Source organism: Achromobacter sp. JUb104, assembly GCF_024806975.1.
Classification (GTDB): domain Bacteria; phylum Pseudomonadota; class Gammaproteobacteria; order Burkholderiales; family Burkholderiaceae_B; genus Achromobacter; species Achromobacter spanius.
This window is the reverse complement of sequence record NZ_JANUEY010000005.1, coordinates 188,128-209,584: the sequence shown is the minus strand read 5'-3', so window position 1 is coordinate 209,584 and position 21,457 is coordinate 188,128. Positions and strand designations below refer to the sequence as shown.

The following is a 21,457-nucleotide window of genomic DNA, read 5'->3' as shown; positions in this document are numbered from 1 at the left end:
ACTCAAAGGAAGTGAGGTATGTTCTTAAACTTGACGTCTAAGGTACTTCACTTCTAGTGAGCACTTGATTTCATTGTGCTTGTGATAAAGCCAGGGTTTAACTCCCAACTTGATCACAGTGCATCGCATCAAGCGCCCACACTTATCGGTTGTTTAATTGTTAAAGAGCGGTACTGCTAAATTCTGTACTACCAACTTCTTGCCACTTACTGAACTTGCTCGCTTCGCTGCGGCTTTCGCCTTGCGTCGCTTGCTGTTTTCAGCAGCAGAGAGGCGAGATTATGAAGAAGTTTTTATCGCTTGTCAAGTCAGCTTCGTTCGCTTTCGCGCTACCGCTTTCTTGCTTGCGACCTCTTCAGATCACCCTCTCTTAGCAGCTATCGAAACATCAGAACACCCACTCGGGTTAACCCTAAGTTTTCGGCAACTGCCAAGCCTGAAACTATAACACAACTTTTGCAGATTATGCAACCGGCTCTTGCCTAATTTGCATCCTATCTTGCAACCTCGCCGCTCGCTTACGCTTTGCGTTGGCTCTGGAATCCAGAGGTTGGTTACTGAACCAGGTGGCTTGCAATATTGATTCGGGTAAACCCTGAATCGTCATCACCAGCCAAGCCCAAGACTATAGCACGACTTTTGCAGATTGCGCAACTGGCTTTTGCCTGATTTGCTGCAATCCCTGCAATAACCGCTTGGCTGCCTGCATAACTACTACTGGCTGCTTCGCGGCAGGCCGGGGTAGGTTTCCTTGCGGATCGCTTGCCGAGTGGCCTGTTGCGCTTGCTTGGCTTCGCGGCTCAAAAACTGCCTGAACTGCGAAGGAGCGAGACTATAGCACGGAAATTTCTACTGGGGGCTCCACATGACACCCATTTTTCAAAAAGGTGAACATTTATAGGGACACACCCTTTTAAGGGCCGCGCGGCACTCTATATAGAGGTGCTCCGGTAGCACCTCAAATATAGGCAGACCACGCTCTATATATAGAGATATATATAGAGCACACCACTACCCTACTCTCCGCCCTCACCTCACAACCTTAGCTCGGTGGTTTCCTTGATCTGCTGTAACGCGAAGAAGGAACGCATATCCACCACGGCGGGGTGGCGCATCAATGTGTCCATGGCGAAACGGGAAAAGTGCGCCAGGTCGGCCACCTGGATTCGAAGCAGATAGTCCATGTCGCCAGACATGGCATAGCACTCGACCACTTCAGGCCAAAGCTGCACGTCGCGCGCGAAGTCGCTCATTGGCGCGTGACTGGAGCCGCTATGCTTGTTCAGGCGGATGTTGACGTAGGCCAGCAGACCGAGCCCAACTTTCTCAGCGTCGATCAGCGCCACGTACTTTTTGATGAAGCCCTTCTCTTCCAGCCGGCGCACCCGCCGCAAGCAGGGACTGGGCGACAGGGATACGCGGTCGGCCAGTTCCTGGTTGCTAAGGCGTCCATCGCGCTGCAGTTCAGCCAAAATCCTTAGATCTGTCCTATCAAGCTCTATATCAGACATTTTTTGCCCGTTAATTTTCATATTCGGCAATATTATTGCCCAAATAGGGCGGTTCAACGCCATGTTTGCAATTGTCTGCTCGTCGATCCTACCTACAATCCTCTTCTAGACTTGAATAACAAGTCGTCCTGAAAAACGATGCAAGGGAGCAGACTTATGAGCAGCGCTTTCCAACCCTGGGACAACCCGATGGGCACCGCCGGGTTCGAGTTCATTGAATATGCCGCGCCGGACCCCGCCGCGCTGCGCAAGGTGTTTGAACTGCTGGGCTTCAAAGCCATCGCCAAACACCGCCACAAGGACGTCACGCTGTACCGTCAGGGTGGCGTGAATTTTCTGATCAATGCCGAGCCGGATTCCTTTGCCCAGCGCTTTGCGCGTCTGCACGGACCGTCGATCTGTGCAATTGGTTTCCGCGTTCAGGACGCCAATGCCGCGTATAAGCGCGCGTTGGAACTGGGGGCATGGGGATTCGACTCGCACAGCGGTCCGATGGAACTGAACATTCCGGCCATCAAGGGCATCGGCGACTCGCTCATCTACCTGGTTGACCGCTGGACGGGTAAGGAAGGCCATGGCGGCATTGGTGACATCAGCATCTATGACGTTGACTTCGTGCCCGTGGATCCGGGCAATGCGCTGGCGGACCTGAACCACCGCGGAGCCGGCTTGACGTTGGTGGACCACTTGACGCACAACGTGCACAAGGGCCGCATGGCCGAGTGGTCGGAATTTTACGAACGCCTGTTCAACTTCCGTGAAGTGCGCTACTTCGATATCGAAGGCAAGGTGACAGGCGTGAAGTCGAAGGCGATGACGTCGCCGTGCGGCAATATCCGCATTCCGATCAATGAGGAAGGCACCGAGGAGAAGGGGCAGATCCAGGAATATCTGGACCTGTACCGCGGCGAAGGCATCCAACACATTGCCATGGCGACGGATGACATCTACAGCACCATTGAAGCGCTGCGCGAGTCGGGTGTGGTATTTCTGGATACGCCGGAAACGTACTACGAACTGCTGGACCGCCGCCTGCCTAACCACGGCGAAGATGTGGCGCGCCTGCAGAAAAACCGTATCCTGTTGGATGGCGCGCCTGGTGGCGGCCTTTTGCTGCAGATCTTCACGGAGAACCAGATCGGCCCGATCTTCTTCGAGATCATCCAGCGCAAAGGCAACGACGGTTTTGGCGAAGGCAACTTCAAGGCCCTGTTCGAATCGATCGAACTGGACCAGATGCGCCGCGGCGTGGTGAAGAACGTCGAGTAAGCGCTTCCCCCGCCAGTGCCCGAGTGCCCTAGCATCGGCACTGGCTTTGTAGCCTCACCTTATGGTGAGGTTTTTTTTGCCCGTTCGAACCGACCCGGGCGTCCACGCGGCAGTTAGCGCTTCAGACGATCCTGGAATTGCTTGCGGAACTTGGCAACCTTGGGTGCGATCACGAACTGGCAATAACCTTGCTCGGGGTGCAGGGCAAAGTAGTTGCTGTGGTAATCCTCGGCTTGCCAGAATTTGGCGGGCGCCAACAGCTTGGTGACGATGGGCGCATCGTAAACCTGTTGCGCCTCGACCTCGGCAATGACCGCTTCAGCTTGCTCACGCTGAGACTCGTTCTGCCAGAAGATTGCCGACTCGTACTGCGGACCGATGTCGTTGCCTTGGCGGCCCGGCGTGGTGGGATCATGCGTGGCGAAGAACACGCGCAGCAAGTCACTGAACGACAGTTCGGTGGGGTCGAATTCGATTCTGGCGACCTCGATATGGCCCGTGTCCTTGCCGCACACCTGCTCATAGCTGGGGTTGTCGACGTGCCCGCCGCTGTAGCCGGGCAACACGCTCTTCACGCCGCGCAGATCGACGAAGACCGCTTCGACGCACCAGAAGCAGCCGCCGCCAAGGACGGCAACCTCATTGCCTGGGGATGGTTGTTCTGTCATGACAATTCCTCATTGATAAGGGGCCACGCCGCGCGGCCCACTTCCCGCGCTTCACGCCGGGGCATCAAGAATAAGACTACTGCTTGGTCGGCGCCAGCGACAGTATCCATTCGGCCAGCAGACGGGCGTCTTCCTGGTTGACATGGGTTTGGGCAGGCATGGGAACCGCACCCCAGGCACCGCGGCCACCACCACGAATCTTGCCGGCCAGGTAATCCACCATGGCGTCGCCCTGCCCCGCATAACGTTCCGCCACACTCTTCAACGGCGGGCCCACGCGCTTGGCCTCTACCTGGTGGCAGGCCATACAGGCCTTGCTCTTGGCCAGGTCCAGGCCAGTCGTTTGCGCCTGGACCGCGCCTGCGCTCAACACGCAGGCGACGGCCGCCCACAGACTAATCTTCAAATGCATCGGTAACTGCCCCACGGCTCGCGGTGCTGGCGAGCTTGCCGAACTTGGCAAGCACACCGCGTGTATAACGCGGCTTGGGCTGGACCCAGGCCTGGCGACGAGCCGCCAGGTCTTCGTCGCTGATGTTGAGCTGCAGCAGCAGCTTGTGGGCATCGATGGTAACCGAATCACCTTCCTGGATCAGGGCGATCGGCCCGCCCACGAATGCTTCTGGCGCCACATGGCCAACGACCATGCCCCAGGTGCCGCCGGAAAAGCGGCCATCGGTGATCAGGCCTACCGTTTCGCCCAAGCCCTGTCCCACCAACGCGGAAGTGGGCGCCAGCATTTCGCGCATGCCCGGCCCACCCTTGGGGCCTTCATAGCGGATGACCACGACATCGCCGTCCTTGATACGCTGCGCCATGATGGCGGTCATCGCGTCGTCCTCGGAATCGAACACGCGCGCCGGACCGGTCATGACGGGGTTCTTCAGCCCGGTGATCTTGGCCACGCAGCCTTCCGGCGACAAGTTGCCTTTGAGAATGGCCAGATGCCCCTGCGGGTAGAGCGCACGATCCAGCGGCATGATGACGTCCTGATCAGCGCGCGGCGCATCAGGCACATCGGCGAGCGTTTGCGCGATGGTCTTGCCCGTGATCGTGATGCAGTCGCCATGCAGCAGGCCGGCATTGAGCAACAGCTTCATGACTTGCGGGATCCCGCCCGCACGATGCAGATCCGTTGCGACGTATTTGCCGGATGGCTTCAAGTTGCACAGCACCGGCACGCGCTTACGGATACGCTCGAAGTCATCGATGGTCCACGGCACGTCGGCGGCATGGGCAATGGCCAGGAAGTGCAGCACCGCGTTGGTGGAGCCGCCCGTGGCCATGATGACCGACACGGCGTTCTCGATGGATTCGCGCGTGATGATGTCGCGCGGACGCAGGTTGCGCCGGACGGCGTCGACCAGCACGCGCGCCGACTCGGCGGCCGAGACGACTTTTTCTTCATCTTCATTGGCCATCGTGCTGGAATACGGCAGGCTCATGCCCATGGCTTCGAAGGCGGAGCTCATGGTGTTGGCGGTGTACATGCCGCCACAGGAACCCGAGCCAGGGATGGCGCATTTTTCGATCTGCTTGAAGTCGGCCTCGGGCATGCGGCCCATCGTGTATTCGCCCACGGCTTCGAAGACCGAGACGATGGTGAGATCGTTGCCCTTGTAGTGGCCAGGCTTGATGGTGCCGCCATAGACGTAGATGCCCGGCACATTCGTGCGCGCCAGGGCGATCATGCCGCCCGGCATGTTCTTGTCGCAACCACCAATGACCACCACGCCGTCCATCCACTGCCCTTGGGCGGCGGTCTCGATACAGTCGGCGATGACCTCGCGCGAAACCAACGAGTATTTCATCCCCTCGGTGCCCATGGACATGCCGTCCGAAATGGTGGGCGTGCCGAACACCTGGGGGTTGGCGCTGGAGGACCGGATGGCGTCGATGGCTGCGTCGGCCAAGCGCTGCAGGCCGCTATTGCAGGGCGTGATCGTGGAGTGGCCGTTGGCCACGCCTATCATGGGGTTGTTGAAATCGGCTTCCTTGTAGCCCAGTGCGTAGTACATGGCGCGATTGGGCGCGCGTGCTACGCCTTCGGTGATGTGGCGGGAACGTTCGTTGTTCGGCATGGTCAGTCTCTCCTGTCGGCGTCGGGGCGCGGACAAGGCGAACGCACCCGGGAAGCTGGCTCGCTTGCATGCATGCGAATCTTCAGAGCTCGCCGGTTATTATCATTCAACTTCATTGTGTCGGGCAGAACATGCTGCAATATCCAAAATTCGATCCCGTAGCCTTGCAGATCGGGCCGCTTGCCATCCACTGGTACGGCCTGATGTATTTGGCGGGCTTCGCCCTGGTGTACGTGCTTGGCCGCCGGCGCATCACCAGCGGCCACACCACATCGCTGAACGTGCGCGACCTGGAAGACCTGATTTTCTATAGCGTGCTGGGCGTCGTACTGGGCGGTCGACTGGGATATGTACTGTTCTACAAGCCTGCCTACTACCTGGCGCATCCGCTGGAAGTGGCGTACTTGTGGCAAGGCGGCATGTCGTTCCACGGCGGCCTGATCGGCGTGATCCTCGTCATGCTTCTCTTTGCACGAAAGAAGAAGCTGCCCTTTTTCGCGGTCAGCGATTTCATCGCGCCGCTGATCCCGCTGGGCCTGGGGTTTGGCCGCTTGGGCAACTTCATCAATGGCGAGCTTTGGGGCCGACCGACCGATGTGCCTTGGGCCATGGTGTTTCCCGATAGCGGCGACGGGCTGGCGCGCCACCCGTCCCAACTTTACGAGCTGGGCCTGGAAGGCATTGTGCTGTTTGTGCTGCTGTGGTGGTTTTCGAGCAAGCCGCGTCCACTTGGACAAGTGAGCGGGCTGTTTTTGATGGGCTACGGAACGTTCCGCTTCCTGGTGGAATTCACCCGCGAGCCAGACAACTTCCTGGGCCTGCTCGCGGGCGGATTAAGCATGGGACAGTGGCTGTCCCTGCCGATGGTCGCCTTGGGCGCCATCATGTTCAGCCTTACTGCAAAACGATCGTCCCGTTGACGGCGACGCTGACCGTGACGTCTCCCGCTTCCAGCGGGACGTCCGGGCTGTAGCCGCCAGAGGCGTCTTTGGCCATGGCCGCGCCAAGCATGCGCGGCATCGGCACGGGGCCGCCCGAGCCCCCGAGTTCCAGCTTGGACAAGCGGTAACCCGAAAAACCGAATGCGTTGGCAGCAGCCAATGCACGATCCTTGAACGCTTGGGCCGCTTCTTTCAGCAGCTTGCGCTCTTCGGCCTCGCGCGCGGGACGCGACAGCGAGAATCCGATATTGGAAATGGCGGTCTTGTCCGATAGCTTGGCTGCCAGTGCGGCAGCGGCTTCGAAGTCCTTGGACTCCAGCACGATCTCGCCCTGGCCGCGCCACGACGCAATCTTGCCCTTGCTGTTCGTGTTGGGCCACACGTTGAAACCACCCGTGCGCACTTCCACACCCTTGGTGTCGCGCGCGCGCTTGACGACATCATCCAGCACCGCCGTCAGCTTCTTGCCGGCGGCGGGCTGATCAGGCGCCTCGACCTCGGCGGACAAGGAAATGCGAACGGTGTCCTGCTTGACCTCCGACGAGGCGGCCGCTTGCAGTGTCAATTCCGGCGAACGATTCGTGGACGATTCCGCCGTTGCGGGCGCGCTGGGCGCCTGCGTCTGTGCGAATGCGGGTTGAACAGCAGCAATAGCGGCCACGGCTGCGCACGCTGCGCCGAGTTTCGTCAGCGAGAAAACAGGGTGTTTAAACATGGACGGGTCCTAGGAGGGAGGACAGAGGGAAAGAGAGGGGATGGTTGTGGCACCCGACGCGGACCTGCGCTGTTGGCAGGCCCGCTGGGATAGATGCCCCGCCTGTGCCGTCAAGGCCGGCATCTCGAACCCTAGGGTAAGAGGTGGTCGCGTTCCGCAGAGCGTCGGGTTCGTCTACGAGAGACGATCACTCCAGCTCTACACTCCCGCAACCATATGCCGAAAGCATAGGTTCAGAGAATGTATGGCCTAGTCACGGACACGGCAGGGACAAACTGAAAATTCTTGAATACAGCTTTATGAACGTTAGAGCAGTTTTTCCTGACCCGACAAGGCGTCATCGAGTACTGCGTTCATGTCCTCAATTCTACGCTTGAAGTCGCCAACCGCCAAACCCCCTAGCGGACCATCGGGTGCTTTCATGGCAAGAAGCTCGCCAGCGACCTGCAACGCCGCCATGACGGCGATGCGTTCATTGCTGGAAATCTTGCCGGTTCCCTGGATGCGGAGCATCAGTTGATCAACGTGGCGCACGGCGGCCATCAGCGTGGGCTTCTCTTCAGCGGAGCAGGCCAGCGAATAGTCGCGTCCCAATATGGTTACGTCTACGCGTTCCATCAGTGTTGCTCTCCAGACGGTGCGCCCGGCAGGCGGGCCAGCACGGCGTCAATGCGCTCGCGGGCCGAGGCGGCGGCCACGCGCAAGCGCTGTAGTTCGGCGTCGCGGGTTTGCAGGCTGCCCTGCAGTTCGGTTTCGCGAGCGGTGAAGCGCGACTCCAGCGATTGCCGTTCGGCGGATTCTCGGGCAAGCTGCTCGCGCAAGGCGACTTCGGCCTGCTGGGCTTGCTCGAGCATTGCGGAAACCGCGCCGTCGTGATCCTGAAGCTTGCTTTGCAACGTGGCGATCTCAGCCTCGCGCTCGGCCGCGCGTTGCTTCTGCACGCGCTGTTCAGCTTCGAATTCGTTCAGACGGAGGCGCAACGCATCACGCTCTGCGTGGAGTTGGCGGGTGCGATGCACCAGTTGCCCGATTCGGGCGGCGAGTTGGTCTAGGTCTTGCAGCATGGGCGCTATCGTAAACCATCCTGAGGTGAACCGGGCCACTTCACGCAAGGTGAGAAACCCGGCAATATTCGGTAGGAAATACGGTGTTGATTTGGGCGGCGCGAGACTAACCGATTCCGGCAAAAGAAGAAAAGCGCCTCCTCCAAAATCCCCGCATCCGGCCGATTCGGCTTTCGCATTTCTTTCTATAAACTTTCACTTAGCTTTCAAAAAGCCCTCATTCTTCCTGTGGCGTTACATCTGAGGCTCGGGAGTACCCGAATTCTAGGGAAAACCCCAGCCTTTCACCGACCTTACAGGGTTTGCAGCATGGCAGGCGTCCATTACCATTCGCCCTTTCAAGAAACCACGCCGTCGCTTTCAGAATAACTAATGGCACCCCGAAGTGCCTTTTTTGTGCCTGTCACTCGCCTTTCGGCGGGTCCCATCCGGCTACAAACTTTTTTATCTACATGCTGTAAATAGGAGCCAACCAATCATGCAGCTACGCAATCGACAGGACTTCTGGTCGGGGGTGATGTTCATCGCCCTTGGACTGGGATTCGCCTGGCAGGCCAGCAGCTACCAAATGGGTACTGCCGCCCGAATGGGCCCAGGGTACTTTCCTTTCTGGCTAGGCATTGTTCTGGCTTTGCTGGGCGCCATCGTGCTGCTTGGCTCACTTTCCAAGAAAGCCCACGAGACGCATATCGATAAGTTCGATTGGCGCATTGTCTTTCTCGTCGTGGGTTCCGTGGTCTTGTACGGATTCATCCTCAAGCCGCTGGGCATCTATCTTTCGGTATTCATCCTGGTTGTCGTAAGCAGCCTGGCCAGCCATGAGTTCAGCCTGAAGGTCGCCGTTGCCAACGCGATTTTCCTGGTGCTCTTCTCGTATCTGGCATTCGTCAAGGGGCTGGGGCTGATCTTCCCGCTGTGGCCGTCCTTTCTGGGCATGAACTAAGGAGCAACCGGTCATGGAATTGTTTGACAACCTAATGTTGGGCTTCTCGGTGGCGTTTACGCCCGAGAACCTGGCTTACGCACTGCTGGGCTGCATCCTGGGTACGCTGATTGGCGTGCTGCCGGGCATCGGCCCGGTCCCGACCATCGCGATGCTGCTGCCGATCACGTATGTGTTGCCCCCGATTGCAGGCCTGATCATGCTGGCCGGCATCTATTACGGCGCGCAATACGGCGGTTCGACCACGGCGATTCTTGTGGCGCTGCCAGGGGAAACGTCCGCGGTGGTGACCGTGCTGGATGGTCACCAGATGGCCCGCAATGGCCGTGCGGGCGCCGCGCTGGCCATTGCCGCGCTGGGCTCGTTCTTCGCTGGTTGCGTAGCAACGCTGTTGTTGGCCGCGTTTGCTCCTCCGTTGGCTGAAGTGGCGTTCAAGTTCGGCCCCGCCGAGTACTTCTCGCTGATGTGCCTGGGCCTGGTCGGCGCCGTGGTGTTGGCTTCGGGCTCGCTGCCCAAGGCGATCGCGATGATCATCCTGGGCCTGCTGTTGGGCATGGTGGGCACTGACGTCAACTCGGGCGTTGCCCGCTACGACTTCGGCATCCCCGAACTGCAAGACGGTATCGACTTCGCCATCGTGGCCATGGGCGTGTTCGGCTTCGCCGAAATCATGACCAACCTGGAGCAGAAGGAAAACCGCGTCGACATCACCGACAAGATCGGCACGCTGTACCCGAACCTGCAGGAATTCAAGGAAGCCGCTCCCGCCGTGCTGCGCGGTACGGCCCTGGGTTCGGCCTTGGGTATCTTGCCGGGCGGTGGCGCCGTGCTGTCGTCGTTCGCGTCCTACACGCTGGAAAAGAAGATCTCGAAGAATCCGGAACGCTTCGGCAAGGGCCACCCGGCCGGCCTGGCTGGTCCGGAATCGGCGAACAACGCTGCCGCGCAGACGTCGTTCATTCCGCTGCTGACGCTCGGTATCCCGGGTAACGCCGTGATGGCGCTGATGGTCGGCGCAATGACGATCCACAACATCCAGCCCGGCCCGCAAGTCATGACGAGCCACCCGGAGCTGTTCTGGGGCCTGATCGCTTCGATGTGGATCGGTAACCTGATGTTGGTGGTGCTGAACCTGCCGCTGATCGGCCTGTGGGTCAAGCTGCTGAAGGTGCCCTATCGCATCCTGTTCCCGGCGATTCTGGTGTTCTGCACGATCGGTGTGTATTCGTTGAACTACAACTCGTTCGACATCTTCACCACGGCGATGTTCGGCATCATCGGCTACGTGTGGTCGAAGCTGAAGTGCGAAGGCGCACCGCTGCTGCTGGGCTTGGTTCTAGGCCCCATGATGGAAGAGAACTTCCGCCGTGCCCTGCTGCTGTCGCGTGGCGATTTCAGCACCTTCGTGACCCGTCCCCTGTCGGCTTCGTTGCTGGCCGTGGCGGCCTTCCTTGTGATCCTGGTGGCGCTGCCCGCCATCCGCAAGAAGCGCGAAGAGACCTTCGTCGAAGAAGAGTAAAAAGCGGTCAGGCCGCCCACCGCGGCGCCTTGCCTCTTTCCAAAACCCCTGGGCTTGCCCCAGGGGTTTTTTTTTGATGGACTGGCCGCCGGCTTTTGGATTGCGTTAAGGTTAGTTCCCTAAGACTGACCTTACTCACATTGAGCGGAGTTTCCTGCAATGGCAACGATCGGTACCAAGAGCTACGACGCGGTCGTAGCCCAGAAAGTCGCTTTCCTCGGCCTGGGTGTCATGGGCCTGCCCATGGCCGGCCATCTGGCCCGCGCCGGGCACGACGTGACGGTCTATAACCGCACGCCCGCCAAGGCTCAGGCCTGGGTCGCGGAGTTCGGCGGCCGCCATGCGGGCACGCCGCGCGAAGCGGTGGCAGGTGCACAGATCGTCTTTGCCTGCGTGGGCAACGACGACGACCTGCGCAGCGTTGTGCTGGGGCCTGACGGTGCATTCGCGGGCATGGCGCCTGGCGCCGTGTTCGTCGACCACACTACCGCGTCGGCCGATGTGGCCCGCGAACTTTACGCGCAAGCCAAGGGCCTGGGCCTGAATTTCGTGGATGCGCCCGTGTCCGGCGGCCAGGCCGGTGCCGTCAATGGCGCGCTGACCATCATGTGCGGCGGAGAAGAAGCGGTATTCGAAGCCATCAAGCCCGTGGCCCAGTGTTTTGGCCGCGCCGTGACGCTGGTGGGCGCGCCCGGTTCGGGCCAGTTGGCCAAGATGGTCAACCAGATTTGCATCGCCGGCCTCGTGCAAGGCCTGTCCGAAGCCGTGGCTTTCGGCCAGGCGGCCAAGCTGGACATGAAGTTGGTGCTGGACGTGATCAGCAAAGGCGCGGCGCAAAGCTGGCAGATGGAGAACCGGGGCGGCACCATGGTCGACGACAAGTTCGACTTTGGTTTTGCCGTGGACTGGATGCGTAAAGACCTGGGCCTGGTGCTGGCGGAAGCGCGCAACAACGGCGCGCGCGTGCCCGTGACCGCGCTGGTGGACCAGTTCTATGCCGATGTTCAGAAGATGGGCGGCGGCCGCTGGGACACGTCCAGCCTGGTGAAACGGCTACGCGACTAGGCACTTAGCATGCAGCAATGAAAAGGCGAGCCACAAGGCTCGCCTTTTTTCTGACACGCGAACGAGGCCGATCAGGCGGCCAGGCCGTCCTGCGCCGCGTCCAGCACCAGGGCATCGATACGCTGTTTGGCCAGCGTCACGCCTTCAAGCGCAGCCACTTCGCCCATCGCCATGCCTTCGGCGGCGATGAACGTGACGTCGTCCATCCCCAGGAAACCAAGCATCTGACGCAGGTACGGCGTCATCGTGTCGGACGGCGTGCCTTCGGCTTTGCCGCCACGAGCCGTCAGCACGAACACCTGCTTACCCTTGACGAGGCCTTCCGGCACGCCTTCGGGCGTATAACGGAACGTGACGCCGGCACGGGCTACGTGGTCAAGATAGCTCTTGAACTGAGCGGGCAGATTGAAGTTGTAGACGGGCACAGCGAACACGATGCGGTCGGCTTGCATCAGTTCGGCAACCAGCGAATCGCTGAGCTCGACGATGCGTTGCTGCTCCACGCTACGGGCCTCTGCAGGGGTGAACAGCGCACCGGCGGTATTGCCGTCGAAGTACGGAATGGGCTGCGCGCCGAGGTCGCGGATTTTCACGGTATCGGCCGGGTGGGCGGCTTTGACGCGCGCCATGAAATGATCGGCCAATTCCGTGCTGTGGGAACGGTTGCCAAGAATCGAGGACAGGATGACAAGGGTCTTCATTGCGAATTTCTCCAGTGGTGGCCTGCCATGAGCAGGCGAGGGATCCGTCAGCGCCACGTCCGATTCATAAGGGGTACCGGACTGGGGCTGGGCGCCGGGTGGCGTTGGCAGATCCCGATTGCATGGCGTCACTGTAGACCGGTTCATTATTCACATAAACCCGGATATGATGAACTATTCGTTCCAGGAATAGAACAATCATGCAAGATCTAAACGACCTCTACTACTTTTCCCAAGTCGTCGAACAGGGCGGCTTCAGTGCGGCGGCCCGAGCGCTGGACATACCCAAATCCCGCCTTTCAAGGCGGATTTCACATCTTGAAGAAAGCTTGGGCGTGCGCCTGCTGCAACGCACGACTCGGCGCCTGCGGCTCACATCCGCCGGCGAACGCTACCTGCATTACTGCCGTGAAATGGCGGCATCTGCGCGTGCCGCGGACGACGCCATGCGGCAACTGCAATCCGAACCAGCAGGCCCGGTGATAGTCAGTTGCCCCGTCTCCATAGCGCAGGATGTGCTGGCTCCCCTGCTGCCCGAATTCCTGGACGCATGGCCGGCGATATCGGTGCAGTTGCTGGTGACCAACCGACGCGTGGACCTGATCCGCGAAGGCGTGGACCTGGCCTTGCGCGTGCGGACCAAGCTGGATACCGACGCCGAGCTGGTGGTGCGCCACTTGGGCACCGCGCGCGGCACGCTGGTGGCCAGCCCCGGCTACCTGCAGCGCCATGGCGCACCGGACACGCCGCAGGATCTGGCCTCTCACACCACGCTTAGCTTTTCAGACCCGCAAAACGAAGTGCGCTGGCCACTGCGCAATGACAAGGGCGAAGAGCTGCAGGTTGAGCTCAAGCCGCAACTGTCGTGCAACGACTTCATCGTTCTGACGGAAGCCGCGGTGCGTGGCCGAGGCATTGCGCTGCTGCCATCCATCGCCACGCAAGAGGAACTGCGCCGGGGCCAGTTGGTGCAGGTGCTGCCGCAATGGCAATCGCCGGAAGGCATCGTGCATTGCATCTATCCGTCTCGGCGCGGCATGATGCCGGCGGTCAGGACGTTGCTGGATTTCCTGTCGCAACGCCTGCCGTCGATGTATCAGCGGCTGGAGAAAGCCGCAGCCCCTCCGGCTCCTCAGTAGCCCCGAGTGCGTTCGACCACGCCTGTGATGGGTTCACCGCGCATCAGTTGCGCCACCTTGCCGGCGATTTGCTCGATGCTTTCATCACGCAGCGTGCGCGCGGCAATGTGCGGCGTGACATGCACACGGGGATCGCGCCAAAAGGGGTGATCGTTGGGCAGCGGCTCGGTGTGGAACACATCCAGCGTAGCGCCGGCGATCTCACCTTCTTCGAGCATTTGAACCAGGTCGTCTTCGACCAGGTGTTCGCCCCGGCCGACGTTGACCAGGTGCGCGTCAGGCAGCAGTTGCGATAGCGTGTCGCGGTTCAGGATGCCGTGCGTGTCAGGCGTCAGCGGCAATACGTTCACCAAGAAGCGCGTTCTGGCCAAGAAGGCCGGCAAGGCGGCTTCGCCCGCAAAGGATTCCACGCCAGGCAAATCACGCGGCGACCGCGACCAACCCGCCACGGGATAGCCGAAATCAGCCAGCGTCTGCGCGACGCGCGCACCCACCTGCCCCAGGCCCAGCACGCCAACAGGCCAATCCGCCTGGCGCGTACCTTCGCGGGTATCCCAATGCTGGCGCGCCTGCGCCTGGTCAAACGCTTCGAAATCACGCGACACGCGCAGCAGGGCATACAGCGCATATTCGGCCATCTGCACTGACATGCCGGCGTCTTCCAGGCGCACGATACGAACGTGCTCGGGGATCTCGGGCATCTTCAGCAAGGCATCCACTCCCGCCCCCAGATTGAACAAGGTTGAGATGTTGGTTTCGTGCTTGAACAGCTCCACGGGCGGACGCCACACCAGCGCCACTTCTGCCCCCGAGGACGGGCCATCGGGGTTCCACACCGAAATGCGACAGCCGGGCATTGCGGCTTCCAGACGGGGCACCCAGACATCGGGATCGTGAAGGGGGCAAGCAAAAAGGATATGCATGATGGCGGCTCTGCAAGGCGGTTTTCGAAACCGCAAGCATGCAGGATGGCGCCTCACAAATCAAACGGCCCGGCATGAAGCCGGGCCGTCTTATGCCTGCGTAGCAGCTTCGTTTAAACCGTCTGCGGAATTTCGGGCTTGTTCTTACCCTTACCCTTGCCACGGCGCGCGAAGGCCCAAAGCTGCAGGAAGATCAGCAATGCGCTGGCACCGATGAACCACGCGCTGATGGGGCGCTCGACGAACACCGCCAGGTCGCCGCGCGACAGCAGCAACGCACGGCGGAAGTTCTCTTCCACCATCGGCCCCAACACAAAGCCGAGCAAGATGGGGGCCACTGAAAACTCCAGTGTCATCAGGATCGCGCCGATCACGCCGAACGCCAACACTTCCCAAATCTGGAAGAGGCTGTTCTGGGTACTGAACACGCCCACCGCAATGAAGAAAAGCGCGGACGGGAACAGATAGCGATACGGCACTTGCAGCAGCTTGACCCACACGCCGATCAGCGGCACGTTCAGCACCATCAGCAAAACGTTCCCTACCCAGAAGCTGGCGATCAGGCCCCAGAAGATGTCCGGATGCTCGGTGATCAACTGCGGACCCGGCTGGATGCCTTGAATCAAGAGCGCGCCCAGAATCAGCGCCATGACCGCGTCGCCCGGAATGCCCAGACTCATCGTGGGGATGAAGTCCACCTGCGTCTTCGAGTGCGACGACGCTTCGGGCGAGGCCACGCCAGCGATCATGCCGGTGCCGAACTTTTCAGGCGTCTTGGAAATCTTGCGTTCCAGCGCGTAGGCAACGAACGTAGTGATGGTCGGCCCCGTGCCGGGCATGGCGCCGAACAGCGTTCCCACCGCGGTGCCGCGCACCATGGGCCAGAACGCCGTCTTCAGCTCCTGCTTTGTCGGCCGCATGTCCCGAATGCGCAGCTTGGCGCCGCTGCCGATGATGGTCATGCGGTTTACGCTCATCAGGAAGTCGGCCACGCCGAACAGGCCCATCGAAATAGCCACCAGCTCCAGGCCGTCGGACAAGTCCAGCAAGCCGAACGAGAAGCGGATAGTGCCCGTGTTCACGTCCGTGCCAACCACGCCGCACATCAGGCCGAAGAGCGTCATTGCAACGCCCTTGAGAGGTGAACCGCGCGACATCGTCGCGCCGGCCAACAGGCCCAGCAGCATGATCGAGAAAATCTCGGTCGGGCCGAACTTGAACGCCACTTCCACCAGCAACGGCGAGGCGAAGATCATGACGATGATGCCGACCGACGCCGCGAAGAACGAGCAGATCATCGTGATGCCCAGCGCCGTTCCCCCCTTGCCCTGCTTGGTCAATGGATAACCGTCAAGGCAAGTCACCGCGTGCGGCGGATGCGAAGGCAGGTTGAGCAGGATCGCGCCGATGGCGCCGCCATATTGCGAACCATAGAAGATACCGGCCAGCATCAGGATGGCGGGCACGGGATGCATGACGTAGGTCAGCGGCAACAGAATCGAGATTGCCGACAAGGCGCCCATGCCAGGCAGCACGCCGATCAGGTTACCCACCAGCACGCCGAAGAACGACCATACCAGGTTGTGCCACTGAAACGCGACACCGAAGCCGTACCAAAGGTCCATCAAAGATTGAGAGATCATGGCGCTTCAACCCCAACGAAACAGCGGCAACTGCAATTGCAGCGCCCACCAGAACACGACGACCGCGATCGCGGACATCGCGACCGACAGCAAGATGGCTTGTTTGATGGTGTTTTTGCGGTCACCCAACGCCGAGATGAAGACGATGGCAAACGTGGCCGGCAGCAGGCCGCCGTACTCGCCCAGCAGCAGAAACGCCAGGATGCCAAGAATGATGCAGACGCTGCCGCGCAGGTCGGGCAAGCCGTGTGCATGGCCGTCGCCCGGCGCGGGAGGCGTGGACTCACCCGACCGCGCGGACATCGCGATCAGCACACCCGTCAATGCAAGCAGGCCGCCAAGCGCGGCCGGAAAAAAGCCGGGCCCCATGTGGCTCAACGTGCCGATGTGATAGTCGGTGCCGCCGTATATCGCCCCCAACCCGATCAGGACCATCAGCGCACCGCCGTAATAGTCCTTCCTGTTGATATTTTTTTGCACTTGCTTCCTCCTTCCGGGTGCAGGACCGTGCTGGCCCTTGATGCGCCGCTCGACACGAGCCTCGCCCGGTCCTTCACAACGAACCGGAGCGCAGATTACGGAGGGAAGCTGCTAATCCGCTTTCTATGCGCTGTCGCATTCCTGAATCTGGGGGTTATCCCTGACAGGAAGAGCTCTAAGAAAGGGGGAAGAGAAGAAAAAAATTTGAAAGCCAGACGGCTTATTGCTCGCCGTTCAGGTCGACATCCGCCGGACGCGGATACTGCGAGACCGTGGGCGCCAAGGGTAGCCATAGCACTGACGCCAAGCCCACGCCGCCTTGCGCATTGGGTTCGCCGTCACGCAATTCGATATCGCCGTCGTTACGGCGCGCGTAGGCCCGGGCGATGGCCAGGCCCAGCCCGGAACCCGACGACACCACGGGCTTGTCCGTGCCGACGCGCTCGAAACGCGCAAATGCCCTGCTGCGCAACACGGGATCCAGGCCCGGACCGTTATCCGACACAGACACCTCGGCGCGATTTTCCAGTCGGCTGACCGACACCGTGATGCGCGCGCCGACCGGCGCGTAGTTGATGGCGTTGTGAACCAGGTTGGACAAGGCTTCGTGCAGTTCGGCTTCGTTGCCCGAAACCGGCGCGGACGTTTCCAGCCCCTCTTCGGAACCCGCTTGCACCCAGCCCAGGTCTTGCTGCTTTTCATGAGCCAAGGGCAGGTATTGCAGCACGACCTCACGCGACACCGCGTTCATGTCGAGCAACTGTCGCGGCAGCGGCTCCGCCTGGTTGGCGTGCGCCAGGGACAGCAGTTGTTCGGTCAGGCGACGGGTACGGCCCAACTGGTCGACGATGGCTCGCAGGCCTTCGCGCGTACGGGCGGGGTCGCGCTCGCGCAGCGCGTACTGCGCCTGCGTCAGCATGATGGCCAGCGGCGTGCGCAGTTGATGCGAGGCGTCGGCCAGAAAATGGGACTGCTCATCCAGCACCCGTCGATAGCGGGCAATGTGATGATTGACGGCATCGACCAGCGGCGCCACCTCGCTGGGTACGCGCGACGCGTCCAGCGGCGTCAGGTCATCGGGACGGCGGTTGCGGATATCGGCGCGCAGGCGGCGCAACGGCTTGAGCGCCCAGGAAACGCCCCACCACACCAGCAGCACCACCAATGCCAGCATGCGGGTGTCGCGCAGGATCTCTTGCCGCCGAGCGCTGTTTTCGGCTTCGATCCGTTTGCCCGTGCTTTCGGCGACCACAACCAGCACCTGGCGATGCAGGCCTTGGTAGTAAAGATCGCGCACCACGGCCACGACCCGCACCGGGTCATTGCGGTAGACGCCGTCGTAAAAGACAGGCTGTCCATTCGAACGCGGCCAAGTGGGCGGGCGCGGCATCTCCGGCATGCCAAGAAGGGTCTTGCCCTGCTCTTTAGGTACCGTCGATTCGTCCGGGATGGGCGGGTCAATCTGTTCGATGCGGAAGTACTTGCGCAGGCCGGCGCGGGATTCCAGCATGACCTGCGCGTACAGCGGCGTTGCCACCTGCAGATTGCCGTCGGGCGTGAACTCCAGGCTGCTTTCAAGCACACGGGCGGGTTCCACCAGCGCGCTGTCATAGGCTTCGTTGGTGATCTCGGACAGAGTGCGGTAGTCGTTCAGGCTGTCGATGACCAGCAGCACCACCACGCCGGGCAGCAGCAGGATGATAAGCAGCGCGCGGATGCCGACGCGCGGCAATCCGGGGATCCGCAGGCTCACTCAGCTTCCGTGGATTCGCTGGCCACGCTTTCCAGCATGTAACCCAGGCCGCGCACCGTCACGATGCGCACATCGCTGCCGGCGAGCTTCTTGCGCAGGCGATGCAGCACGACTTCGATGGCGTCGGGATTGGCTTCGCTATCGTGCGTGAAGACCTTGCCAAATAGTTGGGATTTGTCGACGGGGTAACCGCTGCGGGTCAGCAACGCCGCCAGCGCGGCGTGTTCGCGCGGGGTTAGAAACAGCAGGGAACCGTCCAGCGTGAACGCCCGACTTTCACTGTCGTAGGAAAGCGAGCCACATTGCAGGCGCGGATGCTGGCGGCCGCGGCTGCGGCGCACCAAGGCGGTCAGCCGCGCTTCCAATTCTTCCAGCGCAAAGGGCTTGGTGAGGAAATCATCCGCGCCCAGGTTCAGGCCGCGCACCCGGTCTTGCAGCGCGCCCTGGGCGGTCAGCAAGAGCACGGGGGTGCGGTCGTCACGGTTGCGCATTTCGCGCAGCACCACCAGCCCGTGCTTGTCGGGCAGGCGCAGGTCCATGACGATGGCGTCATATTCCGTGCCTGCCATGAAGGCCTCGGCCGTGCGGGCGTCGGCCGCGTGATCCGGCACAAATCCGCTTTGGGCGAGCGCGCGCATCAACCAGGACGCCATGTCCCGTTCGTCTTCAACCAACAATATGCGCATGACCGTCCGTTCCTTCGGGCAAATTCTCTGCTGCCCGCTGCCCATGCACGCGCTGGCGCAGGTAGCGGGTTTCGTGATGACGCCGAAAGAGGATCGCCGACAACTCGTTCAACGCCTGGGTGTAGACGTCTCGCTTGAACTCGATCACCGCGTCCAGGGGCACCCAATACTGGCTCCAGCGCCACGCATCGAATTCCGGATGCTGCGTCGCGCGCAGGCAAACATCGCTGTCGCGTCCCACCAGGCGCAACAGGAACCAAATCTGCTTTTGTCCTTTATAGTGGCCACGCCACTCACGCCGGACGAAGTGATCGGGCACGTTATAACGTAACCAATCTCGTGTACGCCCCAAAATACGGACATGCTCGGGCTTCAAGCCCACCTCTTCATGGAGTTCGCGATACATGGCCTGCACCGGGCTTTCGCCATATTTGATGCCGCCCTGGGGGAACTGCCATGCATGTTCCCTGATACGCTTGCCCCAAAAGACCTCGTTTCGACTGTTGACGAGAATGATGCCGACATTGGGGCGGTAGCCTTCGCGGTCAAGCATGGGCCACCCCCACCGAATTCAATACAATTACAGTCGATTATACGTATCTGCTGCCACCTTTAAACATGCGCGCATCCAACTACCACATCAACACCCTCAAAGAAGCCCCTTCCGAAGCCGAAGTCGCCAGCCATCAGCTGATGACCCGGGCCGGAATGATCCGCAAGCTCGCGGGCGGCATCTACACCTACATGCCCCTTGGGCTGAAGATCATCCGCAAGGTCGAGGCCATCGTCCGGGAAGAAATGAATGCGTCGGGCGCCATCGAGCTGCTGATGCCGGTGGTGCAACCCGCCGAGCTTTGGCAGGAATCGGGCCGCTGGGAGCAGTACGGCGCCGAACTGCTGCGCATCAAGGACCGCCATCAGCGCGACTTCGTGTTGCAGCCGACGTCCGAAGAGGTCATCACGGACATCGCGCGCAATGAAATTCACAGCTATCGCCAACTGCCGCTGAATTTCTATCACATCCAGACCAAGTTCCGCGACGAACGCCGTCCGCGCTTCGGGCTGATGCGTGGGCGCGAGTTCACCATGAAGGATGCCTATTCCTTCGACCGTGACGAAGCCGCCGCCTTGAAGAGCTACGACACCATGTACGCCGCGTACATGCGAATTTTTGGCCGTCTGGGCCTGGAATTCCGCGCGGTGGCGGCTGACACGGGTTCCATTGGCGGCACACGCAGCCATGAATTCCAGGTCATCGCCGACACCGGTGAAGACCTGCTCGTCTACAACGCCGAAACCGACTATGCCGCCAACATCGAGCTGGCCGAAGCCGTGGCGCTGTACCCCACCCGCGGGGACGCCACCCAAGCCATGGCCGACGTCGCCACGCCTGGCGCGGCCAAGTGCGAAGACGTGGCCAAGCTGCTGGGCCTGCCGCTGGAAAAGACGATCAAGTCCATCGTGCTTGCCACCGACGGCGACAAGGGCAAAGTGGATATCTGGCTGCTGCTCTTGCGCGGCGACCACGAGCTGAACGAAATCAAGGCAGGCAAGCTGCCCGGCCTGGCAGGCTTCCGCTTCGCCACGGAAAGCGAGATCGTTGAGTACTTCGGCTGCAAGCCCGGCTACCTGGGCCCCGTCAAGACGGTCAAGCCCGTACACGTGATTGCTGACCGCACCGTCGCCCACATGGCCGATTTCGTTTGCGGCGCAAACAAGGAAGACTTCCACATCCAGGGTGTGAACTGGGGCCGCGACTTGCCCGAACCCGAGCTGGTGGCCGATCTGCGCAACGTTGTCGCGGGCGACCCGTCGCCGGACGGCAAGGGCACGCTGTCCATCCAGCGCGGCATCGAAGTGGGGCACGTCTTTTATCTGGGCAAGAAGTACTCCGAAGCCTTGAAGGCGACCTTCCTGGACGAAACCGGCAAGCCGGCCGTCCTGGAGATGGGCTGCTACGGCATTGGCGTGACCCGAATCGTGGGCGCGGCCATTGAGCAGAACCACGACGCGCGTGGCATCATCTGGCCGCGCGCGATCGCGCCTTTCGAAGTGGTGATCTGCCCGGTGGGCTGGGGCAAAAGTGAAACGGTGCGTGACACCGCCATGAAGCTCTATGAATCGCTGTTGGCGCGGGGCGTGGATGTCATTCTGGACGACCGCGATGCGCGCCCCGGCGTGATGTTCGCCGAGTGGGAATTGATCGGCGCGCCCTTGCGTGTAACAGTTGGAGAACGCGGCTTGAACGATGGTGTGGTGGAATTGCAAGCGCGTCGGGAAACCGAAGCCGCCAAGATTCCGGTAGAGTCCGCGCTTGAAATGGTGCTGACGAAACTCGACACCCTTTAAACCCTAT

21 protein-coding genes and 1 other RNA gene are annotated in these 21,457 nt (G+C 61.0%); 7 read left to right on the top strand and 15 right to left on the bottom strand.

Features of this window, described 5'->3' with window-relative positions; genetic code table 11:
* Window positions 1–1,034: 1,034 nt before the first annotated feature.
* Complete coding sequence (locus tag M2361_RS28365; RefSeq protein WP_175134542.1) at window positions 1,035–1,511, bottom strand: Lrp/AsnC family transcriptional regulator; 477 nt, start codon at window positions 1,509–1,511, stop codon at window positions 1,035–1,037.
* Between the two features lie 156 nt (window positions 1,512–1,667).
* Here M2361_RS28365 and hppD point away from each other — a divergent pair, with 156 nt between their 5' ends.
* The gene (gene hppD, locus M2361_RS28360; protein WP_259253092.1) at window positions 1,668–2,780 is read left to right on the top strand and encodes a 4-hydroxyphenylpyruvate dioxygenase; all 1,113 of its coding nucleotides are present in this window, start codon (window positions 1,668–1,670) and stop codon (window positions 2,778–2,780) included.
* Between the two features lie 113 nt (window positions 2,781–2,893).
* Here the strand turns inward: hppD and msrA are convergent, their stop codons facing one another.
* The 3 genes from msrA to ilvD all read right to left on the bottom strand — a co-directional run bounded on the left by msrA (window position 2,894) and on the right by ilvD (window position 5,529).
* Window positions 2,894–3,448, bottom strand: coding sequence for a peptide-methionine (S)-S-oxide reductase MsrA (gene msrA, locus M2361_RS28355; RefSeq protein WP_259253086.1), 555 nt, complete (start codon window positions 3,446–3,448; stop codon window positions 2,894–2,896).
* A gap of 76 nt (window positions 3,449–3,524) precedes the next feature.
* Window positions 3,525–3,860, bottom strand: a complete 336-nt coding sequence (locus M2361_RS28350) for a c-type cytochrome (RefSeq protein WP_259253084.1) — start codon at window positions 3,858–3,860, stop codon at window positions 3,525–3,527.
* Window positions 3,844–5,529 (bottom strand): dihydroxy-acid dehydratase, encoded by a 1,686-nt coding sequence (gene ilvD / locus M2361_RS28345; RefSeq protein ID WP_259253083.1) that lies wholly within the window; start codon window positions 5,527–5,529, stop codon window positions 3,844–3,846. The genes M2361_RS28350 and ilvD overlap by 17 nt, the downstream gene beginning before the upstream one ends.
* A 131-nt stretch (window positions 5,530–5,660) precedes the next feature.
* On the opposite strand from ilvD, the gene lgt reads away from it, so the two are divergent.
* Complete coding sequence (gene lgt / locus M2361_RS28340) at window positions 5,661–6,449, top strand: prolipoprotein diacylglyceryl transferase (protein ID WP_259253082.1); 789 nt, start codon at window positions 5,661–5,663, stop codon at window positions 6,447–6,449.
* Here the strand turns inward: lgt and M2361_RS28335 are convergent.
* From M2361_RS28335 to M2361_RS28320, 4 genes are all read right to left on the bottom strand, one after another.
* Window positions 6,424–7,185 carry an SIMPL domain-containing protein gene (locus tag M2361_RS28335; protein ID WP_259253080.1) on the bottom strand — a complete coding sequence of 254 codons (762 nt, stop codon included), beginning with the start codon at window positions 7,183–7,185 and terminating at the stop codon, window positions 6,424–6,426. The two genes, lgt and M2361_RS28335, sit on opposite strands and share 26 nt — an antisense overlap.
* A 91-nt stretch (window positions 7,186–7,276) precedes the next feature.
* A non-coding RNA gene (gene ssrS / locus M2361_RS28330) (6S RNA) lies at window positions 7,277–7,459 on the bottom strand.
* A 32-nt stretch (window positions 7,460–7,491) separates the two neighbouring features.
* Window positions 7,492–7,803, bottom strand: coding sequence for a cell division protein ZapA (locus M2361_RS28325; protein WP_006217444.1), 312 nt, complete (start codon window positions 7,801–7,803; stop codon window positions 7,492–7,494).
* Entirely contained in the window at window positions 7,803–8,249 is a 447-nt protein-coding gene (locus tag M2361_RS28320) for a hypothetical protein (RefSeq protein WP_259253073.1), read from the bottom strand. Before M2361_RS28320 ends, M2361_RS28325 begins: the two co-directional genes overlap by 1 nt.
* Window positions 8,250–8,727: 478 nt before the next feature.
* On the opposite strand from M2361_RS28320, the gene M2361_RS28315 reads away from it, so the two are divergent.
* The 3 genes from M2361_RS28315 (at window position 8,728) to M2361_RS28305 (ending at window position 11,776) form a co-directional block, all read left to right on the top strand.
* The gene (locus tag M2361_RS28315) at window positions 8,728–9,192 is read left to right on the top strand and encodes a tripartite tricarboxylate transporter TctB family protein (RefSeq protein ID WP_100853131.1); all 465 of its coding nucleotides are present in this window, start codon (window positions 8,728–8,730) and stop codon (window positions 9,190–9,192) included.
* Between the two features lie 13 nt (window positions 9,193–9,205).
* Window positions 9,206–10,711 carry a tripartite tricarboxylate transporter permease gene (locus M2361_RS28310; RefSeq protein WP_111886362.1) on the top strand — a complete coding sequence of 502 codons (1,506 nt, stop codon included), beginning with the start codon at window positions 9,206–9,208 and terminating at the stop codon, window positions 10,709–10,711.
* A gap of 159 nt (window positions 10,712–10,870) precedes the next feature.
* Window positions 10,871–11,776, top strand: a complete 906-nt coding sequence (locus M2361_RS28305) for an NAD(P)-dependent oxidoreductase (RefSeq protein ID WP_100853132.1) — start codon at window positions 10,871–10,873, stop codon at window positions 11,774–11,776.
* Window positions 11,777–11,847: 71 nt separating this feature from the next.
* On the opposite strand, the gene M2361_RS28300 is transcribed toward M2361_RS28305, so the two are convergent.
* Complete coding sequence (locus M2361_RS28300) at window positions 11,848–12,477, bottom strand: FMN-dependent NADH-azoreductase (RefSeq protein WP_259253069.1); 630 nt, start codon at window positions 12,475–12,477, stop codon at window positions 11,848–11,850.
* A 200-nt stretch (window positions 12,478–12,677) separates the two neighbouring features.
* Here M2361_RS28300 and M2361_RS28295 point away from each other — a divergent pair, with 200 nt between their 5' ends.
* Complete coding sequence (locus tag M2361_RS28295) at window positions 12,678–13,616, top strand: LysR family transcriptional regulator (RefSeq protein ID WP_259253065.1); 939 nt, start codon at window positions 12,678–12,680, stop codon at window positions 13,614–13,616.
* Here M2361_RS28295 and M2361_RS28290 read toward each other — a convergent pair.
* From M2361_RS28290 to M2361_RS28265, 6 genes are all read right to left on the bottom strand, one after another.
* Window positions 13,610–14,539: a glyoxylate/hydroxypyruvate reductase A gene (locus M2361_RS28290; RefSeq protein WP_259253063.1), complete on the bottom strand. Its 930-nt coding sequence runs from the start codon at window positions 14,537–14,539 to the stop codon at window positions 13,610–13,612. The genes M2361_RS28295 and M2361_RS28290 overlap by 7 nt on opposite strands.
* 113 nt (window positions 14,540–14,652) lie before the next feature.
* Complete coding sequence (locus M2361_RS28285) at window positions 14,653–16,182, bottom strand: tripartite tricarboxylate transporter permease (RefSeq protein WP_259253061.1); 1,530 nt, start codon at window positions 16,180–16,182, stop codon at window positions 14,653–14,655.
* A gap of 6 nt (window positions 16,183–16,188) precedes the next feature.
* Window positions 16,189–16,617, bottom strand: coding sequence for a tripartite tricarboxylate transporter TctB family protein (locus M2361_RS28280; protein WP_259253097.1), 429 nt, complete (start codon window positions 16,615–16,617; stop codon window positions 16,189–16,191).
* A 265-nt stretch (window positions 16,618–16,882) separates the two neighbouring features.
* Window positions 16,883–18,415, bottom strand: coding sequence for a sensor histidine kinase (locus tag M2361_RS28275; protein ID WP_259253056.1), 1,533 nt, complete (start codon window positions 18,413–18,415; stop codon window positions 16,883–16,885).
* A complete protein-coding gene (locus tag M2361_RS28270) occupies window positions 18,412–19,101 on the bottom strand; it encodes a response regulator (protein ID WP_100853137.1) in 690 nt (229 codons plus the stop codon). The genes M2361_RS28275 and M2361_RS28270 overlap by 4 nt, the downstream gene beginning before the upstream one ends.
* Window positions 19,082–19,654: an RNA pyrophosphohydrolase gene (locus M2361_RS28265; protein WP_006217428.1), complete on the bottom strand. Its 573-nt coding sequence runs from the start codon at window positions 19,652–19,654 to the stop codon at window positions 19,082–19,084. Before M2361_RS28265 ends, M2361_RS28270 begins: the two co-directional genes overlap by 20 nt.
* 65 nt (window positions 19,655–19,719) lie before the next feature.
* Between M2361_RS28265 and M2361_RS28260 the strand changes: the two genes are divergently transcribed.
* Window positions 19,720–21,450, top strand: coding sequence for a proline--tRNA ligase (locus M2361_RS28260; RefSeq protein WP_259253054.1), 1,731 nt, complete (start codon window positions 19,720–19,722; stop codon window positions 21,448–21,450).
* Window positions 21,451–21,457 lie beyond the last annotated feature (7 nt).

What these genes read in the sequence shown, in the direction of transcription:
- M2361_RS28365 (WP_175134542.1), bottom strand. Translation starts at nt 1,511, where the DNA reads ATGTCTGATATAGAGCTTGATAGGACAGATCTAAGGATTTTGGCTGAA.
- hppD (WP_259253092.1), top strand. Translation starts at nt 1,668, where the DNA reads ATGAGCAGCGCTTTCCAACCCTGGGACAACCCGATGGGCACCGCCGGG.
- msrA (WP_259253086.1), bottom strand. Translation starts at nt 3,448, where the DNA reads ATGACAGAACAACCATCCCCAGGCAATGAGGTTGCCGTCCTTGGCGGC.
- M2361_RS28350 (WP_259253084.1), bottom strand. Translation starts at nt 3,860, where the DNA reads ATGCATTTGAAGATTAGTCTGTGGGCGGCCGTCGCCTGCGTGTTGAGC.
- ilvD (WP_259253083.1), bottom strand. Translation starts at nt 5,529, where the DNA reads ATGCCGAACAACGAACGTTCCCGCCACATCACCGAAGGCGTAGCACGC.
- lgt (WP_259253082.1), top strand. Translation starts at nt 5,661, where the DNA reads ATGCTGCAATATCCAAAATTCGATCCCGTAGCCTTGCAGATCGGGCCG.
- M2361_RS28335 (WP_259253080.1), bottom strand. Translation starts at nt 7,185, where the DNA reads ATGTTTAAACACCCTGTTTTCTCGCTGACGAAACTCGGCGCAGCGTGC.
- M2361_RS28325 (WP_006217444.1), bottom strand. Translation starts at nt 7,803, where the DNA reads ATGGAACGCGTAGACGTAACCATATTGGGACGCGACTATTCGCTGGCC.
- M2361_RS28320 (WP_259253073.1), bottom strand. Translation starts at nt 8,249, where the DNA reads ATGCTGCAAGACCTAGACCAACTCGCCGCCCGAATCGGGCAACTGGTG.
- M2361_RS28315 (WP_100853131.1), top strand. Translation starts at nt 8,728, where the DNA reads ATGCAGCTACGCAATCGACAGGACTTCTGGTCGGGGGTGATGTTCATC.
- M2361_RS28310 (WP_111886362.1), top strand. Translation starts at nt 9,206, where the DNA reads ATGGAATTGTTTGACAACCTAATGTTGGGCTTCTCGGTGGCGTTTACG.
- M2361_RS28305 (WP_100853132.1), top strand. Translation starts at nt 10,871, where the DNA reads ATGGCAACGATCGGTACCAAGAGCTACGACGCGGTCGTAGCCCAGAAA.
- M2361_RS28300 (WP_259253069.1), bottom strand. Translation starts at nt 12,477, where the DNA reads ATGAAGACCCTTGTCATCCTGTCCTCGATTCTTGGCAACCGTTCCCAC.
- M2361_RS28295 (WP_259253065.1), top strand. Translation starts at nt 12,678, where the DNA reads ATGCAAGATCTAAACGACCTCTACTACTTTTCCCAAGTCGTCGAACAG.
- M2361_RS28290 (WP_259253063.1), bottom strand. Translation starts at nt 14,539, where the DNA reads ATGCATATCCTTTTTGCTTGCCCCCTTCACGATCCCGATGTCTGGGTG.
- M2361_RS28285 (WP_259253061.1), bottom strand. Translation starts at nt 16,182, where the DNA reads ATGATCTCTCAATCTTTGATGGACCTTTGGTACGGCTTCGGTGTCGCG.
- M2361_RS28280 (WP_259253097.1), bottom strand. Translation starts at nt 16,617, where the DNA reads ATGGTCCTGATCGGGTTGGGGGCGATATACGGCGGCACCGACTATCAC.
- M2361_RS28270 (WP_100853137.1), bottom strand. Translation starts at nt 19,101, where the DNA reads ATGCGCATATTGTTGGTTGAAGACGAACGGGACATGGCGTCCTGGTTG.
- M2361_RS28265 (WP_006217428.1), bottom strand. Translation starts at nt 19,654, where the DNA reads ATGCTTGACCGCGAAGGCTACCGCCCCAATGTCGGCATCATTCTCGTC.
- M2361_RS28260 (WP_259253054.1), top strand. Translation starts at nt 19,720, where the DNA reads ATGCGCGCATCCAACTACCACATCAACACCCTCAAAGAAGCCCCTTCC.